General features: G+C 50.9%; 16 protein-coding genes. 6 read left to right on the top strand and 10 right to left on the bottom strand.

Annotated features, from left to right (window positions below; genetic code table 11):
• Nucleotides 1–77 precede the first annotated feature (77 nt).
• The 4 genes from yebS to IM295_RS19210 all read left to right on the top strand — a co-directional run bounded on the left by yebS (nucleotide 78) and on the right by IM295_RS19210 (nucleotide 5828).
• Nucleotides 78–1361 (top strand): membrane integrity lipid transport subunit YebS, encoded by a 1284-nt coding sequence (gene yebS / locus IM295_RS19225; RefSeq protein ID WP_041909475.1) that lies wholly within the window; start codon nucleotides 78–80, stop codon nucleotides 1359–1361.
• A complete protein-coding gene (locus IM295_RS19220; protein ID WP_045630782.1) occupies nucleotides 1330–3963 on the top strand; it encodes a PqiB family protein in 2634 nt (877 codons plus the stop codon). Before yebS ends, IM295_RS19220 begins: the two co-directional genes overlap by 32 nt.
• Before the next feature lie 71 nt (nucleotides 3964–4034).
• Entirely contained in the window at nucleotides 4035–5483 is a 1449-nt protein-coding gene (gene rsmF / locus IM295_RS19215; protein WP_216779945.1) for a 16S rRNA (cytosine(1407)-C(5))-methyltransferase RsmF, read from the top strand.
• Nucleotides 5484–5588: 105 nt separating this feature from the next.
• Nucleotides 5589–5828, top strand: a complete 240-nt coding sequence (locus IM295_RS19210) for a YebV family protein (protein WP_008500472.1) — start codon at nucleotides 5589–5591, stop codon at nucleotides 5826–5828.
• A gap of 34 nt (nucleotides 5829–5862) precedes the next feature.
• Here the strand turns inward: IM295_RS19210 and pphA are convergent, their stop codons facing one another.
• Nucleotides 5863–6507: a protein-serine/threonine phosphatase gene (pphA, locus tag IM295_RS19205; RefSeq protein WP_048998654.1), complete on the bottom strand. Its 645-nt coding sequence runs from the start codon at nucleotides 6505–6507 to the stop codon at nucleotides 5863–5865.
• 168 nt (nucleotides 6508–6675) lie between these two features.
• Here pphA and IM295_RS19200 point away from each other — a divergent pair, with 168 nt between their 5' ends.
• Nucleotides 6676–7617 (top strand): VirK/YbjX family protein, encoded by a 942-nt coding sequence (locus IM295_RS19200; RefSeq protein ID WP_193067191.1) that lies wholly within the window; start codon nucleotides 6676–6678, stop codon nucleotides 7615–7617.
• Nucleotides 7618–7789: 172 nt separating this feature from the next.
• Nucleotides 7790–8665 carry a benzoate transporter gene (locus IM295_RS19195; protein ID WP_193067220.1) on the top strand — a complete coding sequence of 292 codons (876 nt, stop codon included), beginning with the start codon at nucleotides 7790–7792 and terminating at the stop codon, nucleotides 8663–8665.
• Between the two features lie 510 nt (nucleotides 8666–9175).
• On the opposite strand, the gene IM295_RS19190 is transcribed toward IM295_RS19195, so the two are convergent.
• The 9 genes from IM295_RS19190 to IM295_RS19150 form a co-directional block, all read right to left on the bottom strand.
• The gene (locus IM295_RS19190) at nucleotides 9176–9688 is read right to left on the bottom strand and encodes a type II toxin-antitoxin system YafO family toxin (protein WP_193067190.1); all 513 of its coding nucleotides are present in this window, start codon (nucleotides 9686–9688) and stop codon (nucleotides 9176–9178) included.
• Nucleotides 9678–10091, bottom strand: a complete 414-nt coding sequence (locus tag IM295_RS19185; protein ID WP_193067189.1) for a hypothetical protein — start codon at nucleotides 10089–10091, stop codon at nucleotides 9678–9680. Before IM295_RS19185 ends, IM295_RS19190 begins: the two co-directional genes overlap by 11 nt.
• Nucleotides 10092–10207: 116 nt before the next feature.
• Complete coding sequence (locus IM295_RS19180; RefSeq protein ID WP_193067188.1) at nucleotides 10208–10585, bottom strand: S24 family peptidase; 378 nt, start codon at nucleotides 10583–10585, stop codon at nucleotides 10208–10210.
• A 1-nt stretch (nucleotide 10586) separates the two neighbouring features.
• Nucleotides 10587–10826, bottom strand: a complete 240-nt coding sequence (locus IM295_RS19175) for a DNA polymerase V (protein ID WP_193067187.1) — start codon at nucleotides 10824–10826, stop codon at nucleotides 10587–10589.
• Nucleotides 10827–10933: 107 nt separating this feature from the next.
• A complete protein-coding gene (locus IM295_RS19170) occupies nucleotides 10934–12832 on the bottom strand; it encodes a tail fiber protein (protein ID WP_226859520.1) in 1899 nt (632 codons plus the stop codon).
• A 9-nt stretch (nucleotides 12833–12841) separates the two neighbouring features.
• Nucleotides 12842–14734, bottom strand: coding sequence for a hypothetical protein (locus tag IM295_RS19165; RefSeq protein ID WP_193067186.1), 1893 nt, complete (start codon nucleotides 14732–14734; stop codon nucleotides 12842–12844).
• A 13-nt stretch (nucleotides 14735–14747) separates the two neighbouring features.
• Nucleotides 14748–15125: a hypothetical protein gene (locus IM295_RS19160; protein WP_193067185.1), complete on the bottom strand. Its 378-nt coding sequence runs from the start codon at nucleotides 15123–15125 to the stop codon at nucleotides 14748–14750.
• Complete coding sequence (locus tag IM295_RS19155; RefSeq protein ID WP_193067184.1) at nucleotides 15103–15534, bottom strand: hypothetical protein; 432 nt, start codon at nucleotides 15532–15534, stop codon at nucleotides 15103–15105. Before IM295_RS19155 ends, IM295_RS19160 begins: the two co-directional genes overlap by 23 nt.
• Entirely contained in the window at nucleotides 15534–15776 is a 243-nt protein-coding gene (locus tag IM295_RS19150; RefSeq protein WP_226859519.1) for a hypothetical protein, read from the bottom strand. The genes IM295_RS19155 and IM295_RS19150 overlap by 1 nt, the downstream gene beginning before the upstream one ends.
• Nucleotides 15777–16047 lie beyond the last annotated feature (271 nt).

Below are 16047 nucleotides of genomic sequence, written 5' to 3'. Positions count from 1 at the left end.
ATAAATGCGCTCATGCTCAAGATGAATCCGTTCATGAGTTAATATAACGTTCAACAATACTTATTTGCGCGCAGCTGATGGCCTTAAAAACAACCAAAATTACGCCGACAAAAAAGATAACTGTCCATACGGTAAGCGACGCTTTGCCTCGTGCACATTATCAGCGTTGCCCCCAGTGCGATACGCTTTTTATGTTGCCGAAGATGAAATCGCACCAAAGCGCCTTTTGTCCCCGCTGCGACGCTAAAATTCGTGACGGCCGCGACTGGTCGTTAACCCGCCTTGCCGCTATGGCCGTTACCATGCTGCTGCTGATGCCTTTCGCCTGGACCGAGCCGCTTCTGAAGCTTTACCTGCTTGGTGTGCGCATTGACGCCAACGTGCTGCAGGGTATCTGGCAGATGACGAGCCAGGGCGATCCTCTCACCGCCGCCATGGTACTGTTCTGCGTGGTCGGCGCGCCGCTGGTGCTGGTTGCAGCCATTGCCTACCTGTGGTTTGGTAACATCCTGGGAATGAACCTGCGTCCGGTATTGCTGATGCTGGAAAAGCTTAAAGAGTGGGTCATGCTGGATATCTATCTGGTGGGCGTGGGCGTGGCATCAATCAAGGTGCAGGACTATGCCTTTCTGCAGCCGGGCGTCGGGCTTTTTGCCTTTATCTGCCTGGTATTGCTCAGCATCCTGACACTGATCCACCTGAACGTTGAGCAGCTTTGGGAGCGTTTTTACCCGCAGCGCCCTGCCACCCGCCCGGATGAAAACCTCCGCGTCTGTCTGGGATGCCATTACACCGGGTTGCCCGACAAGCGTGGACGCTGCCCGCGCTGCCACATACCGTTGAGGTTACGACGCAACAACAGCCTGCAAAAATGCTGGGCGGCGCTGATTGCCTCCCTGGTGTTTCTGTTCCCAGCCAATATGCTGCCGATATCCATTATTTACGTGAACGGTGGCCGTCAGGAAGATACTATCCTCTCCGGTATTATCTCTCTTGCACACAGTAACGTTGGGGTGGCGGCCATCGTCTTTATTGCCAGTATCCTGGTTCCCTTTACCAAAGTGGTGGTGATGTTTACCCTGCTCGTCAGCATTCACTTTAAGTGTGAACAAGGTTTACGTACCCGTATTCTGCTTCTGCGATTCGTCACCTGGATTGGCCGCTGGTCAATGCTGGATCTGTTTGTGATTTCGCTGATGATGTCGCTGATTAATCGCGACCAGCTTCTTGCTTTTACTATGGGACCCGCGGCTTTTTATTTCGGCTCTGCGGTGATATTGACTATTCTTGCTGTGGAATGGCTGGATAGCCGCTTACTTTGGGATGCACATGAGTCAGGAAACCCCCGCTTCGCCGACTGAAGCGAGAATTAAAACTAAACGCCGCATTTCGCCATTCTGGTTGCTGCCCGTCATCGCCCTGATGATTGCAGGCTGGCTTATCTGGACGAGCTATGAAGATCGCGGCAGTACCGTCACCATTGATTTTCAGACCGCCGACGGCATCGTCGCCGGACGAACCCCCGTTCGTTTTCAGGGGGTCGAAGTCGGTACGGTTCAGGACATCTCCCTTGGAAAAGGGCTTAACAAGATTCAGGTGCGGGTCAGTATAAAATCTGACATGCAGGATGCTCTTCGCAGCGAAACGCAGTTCTGGCTGGTGACGCCGAAAGCCTCCCTGGCCGGCGTGTCCGGGCTGGATGCGCTGGTTGGCGGCAACTACATCGGCATGATGCCGGGCAAGGGTGAACCGCAGGATCACTTTGTCGCGCTGGATACGCAGCCGAAATACCGCCTCAATAACGGCGATCTGATGATCCATCTTCAGGCACCGGATTTGGGCTCGCTGAACAGCGGCTCGCTGGTCTACTTCCGCAAGATTCCGGTTGGCCGCGTGTATGATTACAGCATCAACCCGAATAAACAGGGCGTCACCATTGATGTGCTGATCGAGCGTCGCTTCACCAATCTGGTGAAAAAAGGCAGCCGCTTCTGGAATGTCTCCGGCGTGGATGCCGACCTCAGCCTGAGCGGTGCAAAAGTGAAGCTTGAGAGTCTGGCCGCCCTGGTTAACGGTGCCATTGCCTTTGATTCCCCGGAAAACTCAAGCCCTGCCACGGCCGATGACACGTTCGGTTTATACCCGGATCTGGCGCACAGCCAGCGTGGCGTGATCGTTAAGCTCGTTCTGCCTGATGCCAAAGGGCTGAAAGCGGGGTCAACGCCGCTGATGTACCAGGGACTGCAGGTCGGCCAGCTCACCAAAATGACGCTCAATCCGGGCGGCTCGGTCACAGGCGAAATGACGGTCGATCCGAGCGTGGTCGATCTCCTGCGCGAGAAAACGCGCATCGAGATGCGCAGCCCTAAACTCTCTCTGAACGATGCCAGCCTCAGCACGTTGCTGACCGGAAATACCTTTGAACTGATCCCCGGTGAAGGTCAGCCCAGCAATAGCTTCGTCATTGCCCCGGCGGATAAAGCGCTGCTGCAAAAACCGGGCGTCGTGACGGTTACGCTCAATGCGCCTGAAAGTTACGGTATTGAGGCCGGTCAGCCGCTGATTCTGCACGGCGTACAGGTGGGTCAGGTGCTGGAGCGAACGCTCTCCGAAAATGGCGTGAGCTTCTCGGTAGCTATCGATCCGCAATACAGCAACCTCGTCCATGGCGACAGTAAGTTCGTGGTGAACAGCCGCGTCGACGTGAAGGTGGGTCTGGACGGCGTGGAGTTTCTCGGCGCCAGCGCCAGCGAATGGGTTAACGGCGGCATTCGCATTTTGCCGGGCAATAAAGGCCCCGTTCGCGACAGCTACCCGCTGTACGCCAACCTGGACAAAGCGATTGAAAACAGCCTGAGCGATATGCCAACCACGACCCTGACCTTAAGCGCCGAGACGCTGCCTGACGTTCAGGCGGGCTCCGTGGTGCTCTACCGCAAATTTGAGGTTGGAGAGGTGATCGCCGTTCGCCCGCGTGCGGACGCGTTTGATATCGAACTGCATATCAAGCCTGAGTACCGCAAGCTGCTGACCCCAAACAGCGTCTTCTGGGCCGAGGGCGGCGCGAAGGTGCAGCTTAACGGCAACGGCCTGACCGTGCAGGCCTCCCCGCTCTCGCGCGCGCTGCGCGGGGCGATCAGCTTTGATAACCTCAGCGGCGCGGGCGCGAACCTGCGTAAAGGCGATAAGCGAATTCTCTTCCCATCCGAAACCGCCGCGCGTGCCGTGGGTGGGCAGATTACCCTGCATGCGTTCGATGCCGGCAAGCTGGCGGAAGGCATGCCAATTCGCTACCTGGGCATTGATATCGGGCAGATCCAGAAGCTGACGCTCATCACCTCGCGCAACGAGGTGCAGGCCACCGCCGTGCTTTATCCGGAATATGTGCAGACCTTCGCCCGCTCGGGTTCCCGCTTCTCGGTGGTGACCCCACAGATTTCAGCCGCGGGCGTTGAGCATCTCGACACCATTCTGCAGCCTTACATCAACGTCGAGCCCGGTCAGGGCAAAGCCCGTCGTGATTTCGAGCTGCAGGAAGCTACCATTACCGACTCGCGCTACCTTGGCGGCCTAAGCATTGTGGTGGAAGTGCCGGAAGCGGGCTCGCTTGGCATCGGTACGCCGGTGCTGTTCCGCGGCATTGAGGTGGGTACGGTAACGGGCCTCACGCTCGGCACACTCTCCGACCGCGTGATGGTGGCGCTACGCATCAGCGAGCGTTACCAGCATCTGGTGCGTAATAACTCGGTGTTCTGGCTGGCATCCGGCTATTCGCTGGACTTCGGCCTGACGGGTGGCGTAGTGAAAACCGGTACCTTCAACCAGTTCATCCGCGGCGGTATTGCCTTTGCCACCCCGCCGGGAACGCCGCTGGCGCCGAAAGCGCAGCCGGGTAAACACTTCCTGCTGCTGGAAAGCGAACCGAAAGAGTGGCGCGAATGGGGAACGGCCCTGCCGCGTTAATCTGACAGGCTCCGGTGTCAACGCGCCGGAGCCTTTATGTTACACTGCGCACCTGAACTTTTCCCTGTGGTGTGCTCGTGGCTCAAAACTCCGTATTTCTTCCCGATCAATTCCTGGCGCAGATGCGCGAGGCGCTTCCCTCTCATCTCTCGCTGGACGATTTTATCGCCGCCTGTCAGCGTCCGTTACGCCGCAGCATTCGCGTCAACACCCTGAAAATCAGCGTCGAGGATTTTCTGACGCTGGTTTCTCCGTACGGCTGGCAGCTTACGCCGGTTCCGTGGTGTGAAGAGGGATTCTGGATCGACCGCGATGACGAAGACGCGGTGCCGCTGGGAAGTACCGCAGAACATCTGAGCGGTCTGTTTTATATTCAGGAAGCGAGCTCGATGTTACCGGTTGCCGCCCTGTTCGCCGACGGCAACGCGCCTGAACGCGTGATGGATGTCGCCGCCGCGCCCGGCTCGAAAACCACGCAGATTGCCGCGCGCATGGGCAACCGCGGAGCAATCCTCGCCAACGAATTTTCCGCCAGCCGCGTGAAGGTGTTGCATGCCAATATCAGCCGCTGCGGTATTCATAATGTCGCTCTTACGCACTTCGACGGTCGCGTCTTTGGCGCCGCCCTGCCGGAAATGTTTGATGCCATCCTGCTGGACGCCCCCTGCTCCGGTGAAGGGGTAGTGCGTAAAGATCCCGATGCGTTAAAGAACTGGTCCGTGGAGAGCAATCTTGAGATCGCCGCCACGCAGCGCGAGCTGATCGACAGCGCGTTCCACGCCCTGCGCCCCGGCGGCACGCTGGTCTATTCAACGTGCACCTTAAACCGCGATGAAAACGAAGACGTCTGCCTGTGGCTGAAAGCGCAATACCCGGATGCCGTCGAGTTCATGCCGCTTAACGATCTGTTTTCCTCGGCACAGGAGGCGGTCACGCCGGAAGGTTTCCTCCACGTGTTCCCGCAGATTTACGACTGCGAAGGGTTCTTTGTGGCGCGCCTGCGTAAAACGCAGGCGGTTGCTCCCCTGCCCGCCCCCAAATTCAAGGTCGGCAACTTCCCGTTTGCCCCCCTCAAAGGGCGCGATGCAGCACAGCTTGTCGCCGCCGCCGAAAAGGTTGGTCTGGTCTGGGATGAGAGCCTGCAACTCTGGGTGCGTGATAAAGAGGTATGGTTGTTCCCGGCAGAGATCGCTCCGCTCATCGGAAAGGTCCGTTTTTCCCGAATCGGGATCCGCCTTGCGGAGGTGCATAATAAGGGCTATCGCTGGCAGCACGAGGCGGTCATCGCGCTTGCCGGACACGAGAATACGTTCGCCCTGACGCACCAGGAAGCTGAAGAGTGGTACCGTGGCCGCGATGTTTATCCTGACAGCTCGCCTTCCGCAGATGAAGTGGTAGTGACCTATCAGGGATTCCCGCTGGGGCTGGCCAAAAAGGTCGGTTCAAGGCTTAAAAACAGCTATCCACGCGAACTGGTCCGGGATGGCCGACTGTTTACCGGTAACGATCGCACCGCCTGAAAAAAGCGCATTTTTTTACTGGCGATTTTGCTCTCCTTGTCTACGATCAAAAATGGATGCCCATACTGGTCATACCAGATTTTGACAACCGACCCGGAGAGCACTATGACGAAAACCAGCGTGCGTATTGGCGCTTTTGAGATCGACGACGCAGAACTGCGCGGCGAAGCACAAGGCGATCGAACGTTAAGTATTCCCTGCAAATCCGACCCGGATTTGTGCATGCAGCTCGATGCATGGGATGCAGACACCAGCGTCCCGGCAATACTTGATGGCGAACACTCTGTCCTTTACCGTGAGCATTACGATAGTAAAACCGATGCCTGGGTCATGCGTCTTGCCTGACCTAAAGAGAACCCGCCCGAAGGCGGGTTATTTATTACTGCAGCTGCGCCAGCGTAAAGTAACCGTCAAATACGGCCCCCGTATCAATGTAGTGCAGATTGTCAAAATCATACCTTCTGTCGACGGGCGTATGTCCGAACCAGAAGTGATCCGCCCCGCTAATTCCCTGCCCTTTGCCCACCATAAACCCCATCAGGCGGTCGCGATCCCATAACACGCGCTGGGCGCTTACCGGTTTTTCCCAGCGGTATTCCTCCGCCGGGTAATCAGCATGAGCAATAACGTTCACCCCGTTCGCGCAGGTAATTTCGATAATATGCGGTAACGCACGGCAGGCGTTAAGTAACGAGCGCGCCCGCTGCTGCTCTTCATGCTCAAGCCGCGAAAACCACATTCCGCCATTCATTGTCCAGAGCGCAAAATCATTATTATCCAGGCTATCTATTGCCATTTGCTCATGATTGCCCCGCACTGCTCGAAACCATTTCTCATTGATGAGCTGCAATGATTTCACGCTGTCCGGACCACGATCGATCAGATCGCCAACGGAAATAAGTAAATCCTCATAAGGATTGAAATGACGGCGTTTCAGTTCCTCCATGAGCCTCTGGTAACAGCCGTGTATGTCGCTGACAACCCATACGTGACGCCACTCTCCACCTTCTATTCGCTGATACATAAGGCCTCCCTTTAACAGTATAGCCGCCGTCAAAAGCGCAAGAAGATCAGCGCAGCCCTTACAAAGTAAAACAAACGGTAAACCAAAGAGAAATAAAGATCCGCGCGCTCTTAATCCCTTTTTACTGGCTCCTTAGAATAAGGGGAGATAAAAACGAGAGGTCTTCACGTGTCTAATACACAGCTACATAACGATGTTTTCTATCCGCATCGCACGAATATTATTTCCGAGCTGGTGAACGGCAAACGCGTCCCGGGGCCAATCTGGCGGAAACGCGACTACCGACTGAAGTTCCTTTTACGTTCCCTACTCTTTTGGTCTTCCACCCACCGTATGCTGGAAGCCCTCTCTGGCCGTGACGATTTCGACAAACTGCTGACATCGCAAATTACGTTGCCCAGCAAGACCCATCGGCAGTACCTGATGCGCGGTCTGACGGCTAACGATCGCGCCGACGCTATCGTTAACCATTACTACTGGATCGATCGCCTGAAGGAGAGCCGTCTTGCCCAGGCTATGACCGGCGCGCAGGAACAACCTATCGCGCAGTTCCATGTCAAAGACGGCATGACCTACACGATTAATGCGTCCTCAGCTGGCAAAGCCGAGCGTGAAGGTGAGAGTACGCTCTGGCTGCGCGACAACGAGGATACGCTTCTTGCCAGCCTGACCTTTAGCGTCGCCCGCAGCAATGGCCAGCCCGTTGTGGTCATTGGCGGACTTCAGGGCCCCCGTCGCTGCGTGTCACGAGATGCCATTAAACTGGCAACTCGCGCCTGCCATGGCCTGTTTCCCAAGCGCGTGCTGATGGAGGTACTTTTCCAGCTGGCAGCGCAGTCATCTGTTCGGGCCATTTTTGCCGTCAGCGATGAGGGACACGTTTTCCGCGCGCTGCGCTATCGCCTCAGCAAAGGCCGTCATTTCCACGCCAGCTATGACGAATTCTGGGATTCTTTGGGTGGAAAAAAACTTTCCGCCTTCTGCTGGCAGCTGCCGCTGCAGATGGAGCGCAAATCCCTCGACGAGATAGCCAGTAAAAAACGCGCTGAATACCGTCGTCGCTTTGAACTGCTTGATGAAATTGAGGCGTCCGTTAAGTCCCATTTCTAATCGCTACAAACGTTTTCGCTCTCAGCACAGAGAATGCACTCGGTTTGAGAAAGGAATGATAAAGCAGAGCACTCTTGCATATGCCAGGGGTGCTCAGTTAGCATTGCGCGAAATGAAAATAGCGAATGCGTTGGAAAAGCGCAGTGTAGACGCAAATTTAAGGACTTTAATGATGATTTACGACTGCTTCTTGTATTACGATGAAGATATGCTTCTTGATATCAGGCTGAATACGCTAGCAGGCGTTGTTGATCGCTTCGTTATTGTTGAGTCAACGCATACCTTTACCGGCAAAAAGCGGCAGCTTCACTTTGACATAAATAAATACGGTCCTTTTAAAGATAAAATTATTTATGTTGTGCATGATGAAACACCTCTCATGAAAGCCTCTGACGGCGGCGATCAGCGTCAGGACGGTCTGGTGGTGGATGCATGGGCGAATGAAGCCGCGCAGAGAAATGCCATCATGCAGGGCCTCAAAAGTGCTAAAGATGATGATTTGATTTTAATTTCCGATGTGGACGAGATTTTTTCACCACAGGTTATCGGCTCTATCAACGCGAATAAACTCTGCACAACGCTTTATCAAAACTTTTATAATTATCAGTTTAATCTGCAGGTTTTTAATACAGATAACACCCCAAGAAAATGTAAACTGCCGAGAGCCACAAAATATAAAAACCTCGTTCATTTTTTTGGCGGCGAGCCTGAGTCATTCAGAAATCTTAAACGCACCAGAAGCGTCAAAAACTGGTCCTGGCTTAAATGGAACTGGTTCAAACTTAACAATCGCATCATTGAAAATAGTGGCTGGCATTTCTCATGGGTTATGACCCCTGAACGCATCTCTGAAAAAATGTCCACCATCTCCCACACAGAATACGATCTGCCTGAGTTCAACAACCCGGAACATATCATGAAGGTGATAAAAAACGCCGAAGATATCTGGGGACGAGACAGGAAGTTAATCAGGCAAGAGCTGTCGGCAGACAGTTTCCCCGAGTATATCGTTAACAACAAAGATAAATTCAGGGAATTCATTATTTAACTATCAGGCCGGGCCTTTACTTCACCGACGAAGATTCCACAGCGATCGCCAGGACACAATTTTTTAACAAAGATGCCAAAAAACCCTGGACGTACGCGGTCCTGAGTATGTTATGGTTTAGTCAGGATAGGGAACTGTCCAGCCATTCTCGGGGTTTTCGGTCCATAACCGAAGAAACCTTTTGAGAAACATAGAGATAAAAAGAGACCGAATACGATTCCTGTTTCTGCCAGCCTTTATCTGTTTTTTTTATTTATCAAGTAGTTAAAAACAAAAGCGAGCAAAAACCGAACTGAAATAGCTGCAAATACGTGCACTAAATTTCAAATACTTGTCACTTTTTTCGTGTGCATTCGTGTTTTTATCGTGGATGCGCACACAAAATCATAGTGTTATTAGCTCATTAAATTAGCATGTTGCTGTCTGCATGGCATGAACATTTCCGGTAAGAAATCTATCCCATATGAGTATTATTATCTTTCTACATTAAGCTAATGGTTAGGCTCGTTGTTACCAATCATCGTCAACACAAAACTCAGGTCCCCAAAGTTCTGCATCTCTTGGCATAGGCTGAGAACTTTGTATCTCGTGTATTCGGCCACACTCAACAATTAGTTTGTCCATTTGAGCGTCTAAGTCAGCCGTCTTGTGGGCAGGGGGATACCAGAAGTCAAGTAAAACGGCATTGCGCTCTGACGTCACTAAATAGATAAGATAAGCATCGCTGGTTGGGGTTATTTTTCTTTTACCGGTTTTAGGATCTTTCTTCCCAGTCTTCCAGTCATTCCAACATTGCTCTGTTCCGCTGTAGCCATGATTATCTGAATACAGCCCGACATCTACATGAACTTTTCTGAGATGATAAGCGAGGATTTCAGGCGGTCGCGCAAAAGCAGTATCTTTGCCAAATTGATGGTGATGAGCATATCGCCAATGCTGGATGAACGCATCTTTGAACGGAACTAACTCTGGTACTTTCCCAAACTTTCCGGTAAACACCTTTCCCTGGTATTCATTCTGCATCGTCGTAAAGCTCTTCCTGCATTTCATCCAGTGAACGGGAAATCATCCGCATAGACAATTCCGAAGCCTCTGCATGTGATAGCTTTGGAACATTGATAGTCACGCGCTGATTTGCAGGGAAAGCAAATTTTACATCCTTGCAGTCAAACTTCTTGGCTTTATACGCATGCACGCAAGCATCAACTTCTAGCAAATGCTTTGCCAAAACTTCACCATTTAGGGCCATATAGACTAGGTGATAATTCCCTTTAGCATCCACAGTGACTACTGACCTTTCCTTGAACCGCTCAACCCGGACTCTTTTTGCAGCACTTCCTTCCATCTTCCTCTGAGCAACCACACGCGCCACTGCTTCAAGCAGTTGCTGCTTGCCGAGTTTGGGATGAGGTTTTTTAGTGTGCATGGTATATCCAAGTATGTTTCGTCCAATATTGACAATAGTACTTTAGTCATCTCAAAACATCAAAGACAGTGATTGAAAAAACAGCACATGAGTTAGGGCGTGGTACTGTTTAAGTGCTACATAACAGGACAGTCATCAAACTCTTGTGTGCGCATATCATTTACCGCGTGCAAAATCACGCCGAAAATCCCGTCATCATCTTCCGTGTTTATCCTGTACTTGCGACCGTCACCGCCCAGGCGTTCCAGATGCTTATATGGGAGAGTCCTGAATCGCCGTATATGAAACTCCCCCGCCAGCTTGCAGACGACCACCGAACCGTCGCAAGGTGTAGCCGAGCAATCCACGATAAGAAGCGCTCCCTGAGTTATACCTGCACGCCAGTATGTGTTTGCCGCCTTCATGAAATATGTGGCGCTCGGGTGAGAAATGAATAACTTATCCAGCGAGATCCGCTCTTCAATGTAGTCAGTAGCTGGTGAAGGAAAACCCATCTCAAAGCCCCCCATTAGGATTGAACAGTATAAAGGTGCGTGCTTCCCCTTCATCGGAAGAGATATCCTTGAAGGTCGTAACGTAACACTCGATCCAGTTGTTAGCCTGCTTCAGCGTCCAGTTCCAGTTGACCGCCTCCAGCTGTTTAACAAAATCTTTCGTGGTGACGGTGCGCCGCCCAGATTGCTCGATTTTTACAGCGGCGCGGAAAGCGCCCTCTATTTCGTATTGTCTCGGCATGATCCGCCCTCTCGAAATACTGTTTATTCATACAGTATATTTTATCGTTAAGGCAGATCAAGCGAGATTTTTTACTGGTGAGTTACGTAGCTGAATTCAGATAGAAATTAGTATTCATCCCACTCACCAAACACTAAAGGCTCTCCATAACCGCAGCGGCGATACTCTTTGGTTGAGTTGTAAGGCCAGTAAAACTGACGGCATGCGCCTTCACTAACGCCAGTTGCGACCACGCGCACCGCCCCCGCGGTTTCCACCGGATAGTGGTTGTCTGCAGTGGCGTTACTGCTCAGGCTCTGGAAGTAATCGCCTGGTGCGGTCAGTTCATCCAGGTCCTGATCCTTCGGTAATGAATCAGTGGCCATAGGCGCGGCACCGACATCCTCCGCGCTCAGGCTGTCTCTGGTTGCCAGCTCACCCAGCCCAATATGATCGCGCGCTTCCGCCTGAGACTCTTCACCCGCTGCAGCGATTTCAGATAGGTTATTTTCAATCCGTAAATACTCTTCAATGACCTCTGCTGCGATCACCCTGATGGTTCTCGATGCGGAAACGCCAGAATTTACCCCCGTCACCGCGACCGTTGCCGTTCCGCCGCTGCGCGCTTCAATTTCACCATCAATGAACGTTAACACCGATGAATCTGAAGAGCTGTACTGTACGGGTTCGGTAAAATTGAGAGGTGTAAAAACAATGCCGGTAGTGAAAGTTTCACCTTCTAACATCTCATCAGGCGATACCAGTTCGATTTTCGTTAGCCAGATTTGCTGCGCTACCGTCGCCGTGCCCGTCACCGTCCCAGCTTCAGTCTGAACAGTAGCTATCACGGTTTGCTCGCCAGCCTTACCAGCTGACGAACTGTACAAGCCACTTCCGTTTATACTCCCCAGCGAAGCATCTGCAACATTCCACGAAATGACATATCCAGCAGCCACACTTGCAGGAAGAATGGTGCCTGTGAACTGGCGGTTTTCCCCTGCCTTAATTGTTCCTGTTGCTGGTGCGACAACAATAGATGTCGGATATTCAACACCTTCCTGTTCTTCCGCCTGATCTGTTTTGATGATGTACATGGCTGCAATATTTCTCGGCCTTGTTTCATTCCCGCCTTCCTCAGACGTACCGGCATTAGTAGTGATGCGGGTATATTTTCCAGGCCAGTAAACACCACGTATAGCTCTTGGACCTACAAGTCCATCACTGGCTCGTTCTACAGGCGCGGAATGGGAATGTTTTTCCAAAGCGCTTAGTTGTTCGCTGCCAACATCTCTTCCAACATCAGGATCGACGCCTGCGCCATTATCCCAGGCACGAATAAAACGGCCCCTCCAGTCTGGTACTCTGCCAGACGGGTATTGCTTGAACAGCTCTGGATTTTCAGAGGTATTAAACGCCTGTCCGTTTAATTCGATCCATCCATCTGGCGGAACCCTGCCCCCCCAAAGCACAATTGCTCCGACAGGAAGAATGAAAGGAGTAACCGTTGTATTTATAGACTCTTCAATCTTGTCTTCGAGTTTATCGGTTACCCTTTTCAGGCGGCGCGGAGAAATGATAAGGGTGCCACTGACACCCGCATCTGTTTCTTGATCACTTGCTTCAGCAAAAATAAACTCCTGCCACTTAGCCGCATCGGATCCAGGCGTAGAAGTGTTGTTATCGACCAATGACACGTAATTTTTAAAAGCCGCAGCATTCGTTGATCGATAACGAATGACGGTGCCAACTGAATAGGGGAAGGCTGAACCGTTGTTATCGGCGGGGGTAATAAACTCAGGGAACGCGGCTGTCTGGTACTGGCGCAGAGCAACAGTAACGGCGTTGAACATGAAGTTCATCACGTCACGCTCGACGGCCTTTGCGTTGGCATCCGCATCCATATCTTTTTCATAATCCAGCGGCCAGCCCTGAGGCCAGTTTACGGAACCATCGGAGGTAACAGTTTCGGGAATGTTTGAAGTATCGCCGTTAGACGCGAACGGCACGCGAAAGAATACCTGATCCATATTTACCTCTTAGCTCATTCCATTCTGGGAAGGGGTTGTTCCTGCCAGCAGACGCATACCAACCTTGCACTGAAGGATTGCTCCCCCTTCAATGCTTGCGACCTCTTCAAGCGTGGACAGGCTCCATGATTTATATGGCTTGTCGGCCATAATCACCGAAATAGTCACTTTTACAGAGGATGCGGTTACGTCAGAACCCGTGATGAAATATTGGGCTGGGATGTATTCACCATTTTCATTCGTGAAAAAATACTGCGGTTCGGCTGCAATATAGCGATGTATACCTACCCCCCCAAGCTGGGTTATCCCTAGCGGGTTGGCCAGATCTACCTGCATGGTATAAACCCGCGTACCGTCAGCAAGACTTTTGAACGTGTCCAGTAAGCCATTGAGTGTGGAGGTAGAGAATTTTGGAATAATGGGGTGAACGCCATTTACAAACAATCCGTCAGCATTCAACTTCACCAGATTGGTTTTTAGGGGATCAACCTCTACCGAAGCGTTTACCTGAAGCCATTCAAGAAAATCATCTTCGGTCCCCTCATTTCCAGCATCCAGCCATATTTGATATGAAGAACGGCCGTCATCGCCTTTCTTACCTTCCATCGATTCAAGATATGCCTCTTCGCTCGTATCTTTCCCATCAGGCTGAGCGGCGGCCCATATGTCATAGGCAGATGCACCAGCTGAACCATTAGCAATGGGGCCAACCTGATTAACACGCAGATGACTGCCATACGGGTCTTGTGTTATTTGAAAAATACGAGTATCACGTTTAACAGTGATTATTTCTGGAACACCATAACTTCCATCAAGCCGATACATGGTTTCAAGTGGAGTAATGAATGTAACGTATCCAGTTCCATTAGCAAATGCAGAAAACCTTATATTCTGAAGTTCATGAAATTGCACATCCCATTCGGATAAATCAAAGGTAACAGTGCAATTGTTTGCAACGATGTAATAATTTAAATTAATGAACTTATTTAAATCCGGTTTAATTACCTCATCATTACTAACAATTACAACTTTACTTTTTTGTGTGAGAATCACCCCTCCGCCTTTAATCGGTTCAATACCATCCACTGAAATATTGGCTTTCTGCCACTCCAGATAATCAGCCTCGCTCCCTTCATTTCCTTCATCAAGCCATAGCTGATAAGCCGATTTGCCTGGTTCTCCTTCCTTATCTTCCATGAATTTCAGAAACGCCTCGTCGCTGATGTCAGCGCCTTCCGGCTGCTTACTGGTCCAAAAGCTGTAAGCAGACTCACCATCCTTGCCAGGCTCATAAGGAGTTAAACGCCTTAATATAAGCTTGCTATCGTGAGAGGACTGGGTAATTTCAATAATTGTTACTTTGGTATCAATTCTGAAAACCTCAGGCTCACCAACAGTACCATCGTTATTAATTACAAGACCATTGCCAGGGGCGACAATTGAAAACTCACCTGAACTGTTATTTGTAAGTATGATTTTATAATTCTGACTTTCGTTAAAATCAAAATCCCACTTAGAGAAATCAAGCCTGAGATAGCCGTTAGTTCCAAAATAGATTCTGTAAGTAATGCTAATCGCCTCATTTAAATATTCGGCTTTAAATGTAGTTGGGGAACCCTGCGAGTTTGCCAAGCGATAGGCTACTGGTGAGAGACAAAAATTGCCCCCTTGTGCATTAATCCCATCAACGGAAATTAATGTTGATAGTTCTTCCAGCGGTACTTTTCGGGTTTCATTATCCTGAACAACTGGAAAAAATTCTTTTCCTGTTAACTTCTCTGTATCGGGAAGTTCAGAGATTGCCACGCCAGCACTGCCAGATTTTAACGCTACCAACTTTTTAGCAGACGTGGAAATTCGCCCCGCAGACTTGCGCCCGCCAGGTAATCTTTTATTTGCCATTTTTGGCTCCTGATTAATTTATTTTAAGAGGCTCGGATTCGAGTTCCAGCGCCTCACAGTCCAGAGTGACCAGAAGTGCGCGAGCAACAACCGTTGCTGGTGGGGTGATGGTTGAAAGGGAGAATTTACCCTCAGAATCAGTGACGGCACGCTGGACGCGCTGCACGCCGTCAGAACCGGTAATAACTATCGTCACGTCCTGATCGGAAACGTCGAGTTCGTTAACGATGATTTGACCTGATAGCACGCCTTCAGCCCAGCTTAATTTGATCGAGCCGTAGTAATAAATTGGCGGCCGACCATCACCGTACCAGAACGGTGCATGACCGAAATTATTGTTGTGTCTCCCAAAGCCGAAGGGTTTACGTTTAATGATGCGGAACTTTCGCATTCCCACACCCTGAGGACGGGGGATCAAATCGTAGTCTTCCACCAGCTGTTGCACAGCAACGCTTACGGTGACGGACCTTTACTCCGGCCGGTACCTCGATCAGCCCATCGCCTTCGAATTCCACAACATCCGTTGAGAAACTTTCTGGCTGGCGCTGCAAACCTGCAAACGCGGCGATGCGGTCAAGTTGCTGGCGCTTCGCCGCGTTAGGGTCTGTCGCGTGATAAGCGTTAATAACCTCTTCATCAAGGTTTGCGAAAAGTTCGGCCCAGATAGCGATCGCCATGCCGTCAGGCGTTTCAGGCGAGAGGTTCCAGCCGCTGTCTATTGTGAGATACTTCTCTGTGATCTCGTCTTTGTATTCCTGGAGAGTCGTTCCCGTCACTCCGTCTTTCGTGATTTCAGCCATCAGAGATCCTTGTCGTACAGGAATTCAAACTGCTCGTTATTGATGTCGGTCAGCGTGGCCCTAATCGTGAACGTGCGCTTTCTGGTGTCGCTATCCATATCAAACGTGTTGATCGCCAGCACTCCCTTTGTGGAGAGAATGCGCTGTTTTATGTTGGCTTCAGCGATATCGCGCGAGGATTTACCGAGGATGCTCTGAAACCACGGCGTTCCATCAGTGGCATCAAGGAAATACTCCCCCAAAAAAAGACGAAGCCTGCAAATGCAGGCTTGTCTGGTTTCTTCCTTTCCAGTAACAAAGTGATCACCACTTGTGACAATATCACCTCTAAAGAAATTTCTTATCAATTGCCCCCTCCTAAATCTAAGGACTATTTTTTAAGAGCGATAGCCAAACGCTTTTCTTACCCCCCTTAGAATAGGCATAACTGTGTAGATATAATTGCTATCTTTAGGTATGGCTTCTAAGAAGAACTCAAACGCATAGCGTTTCGAAACAAAATAATTTTTAATC

The sequence above is a fragment of the Enterobacter cloacae complex sp. P14RS genome, assembly GCF_014895895.1.
Lineage (GTDB): Bacteria > Pseudomonadota > Gammaproteobacteria > Enterobacterales > Enterobacteriaceae > Enterobacter > Enterobacter bugandensis.
This window is presented reverse-complemented; position numbering and strand designations above follow the sequence as displayed.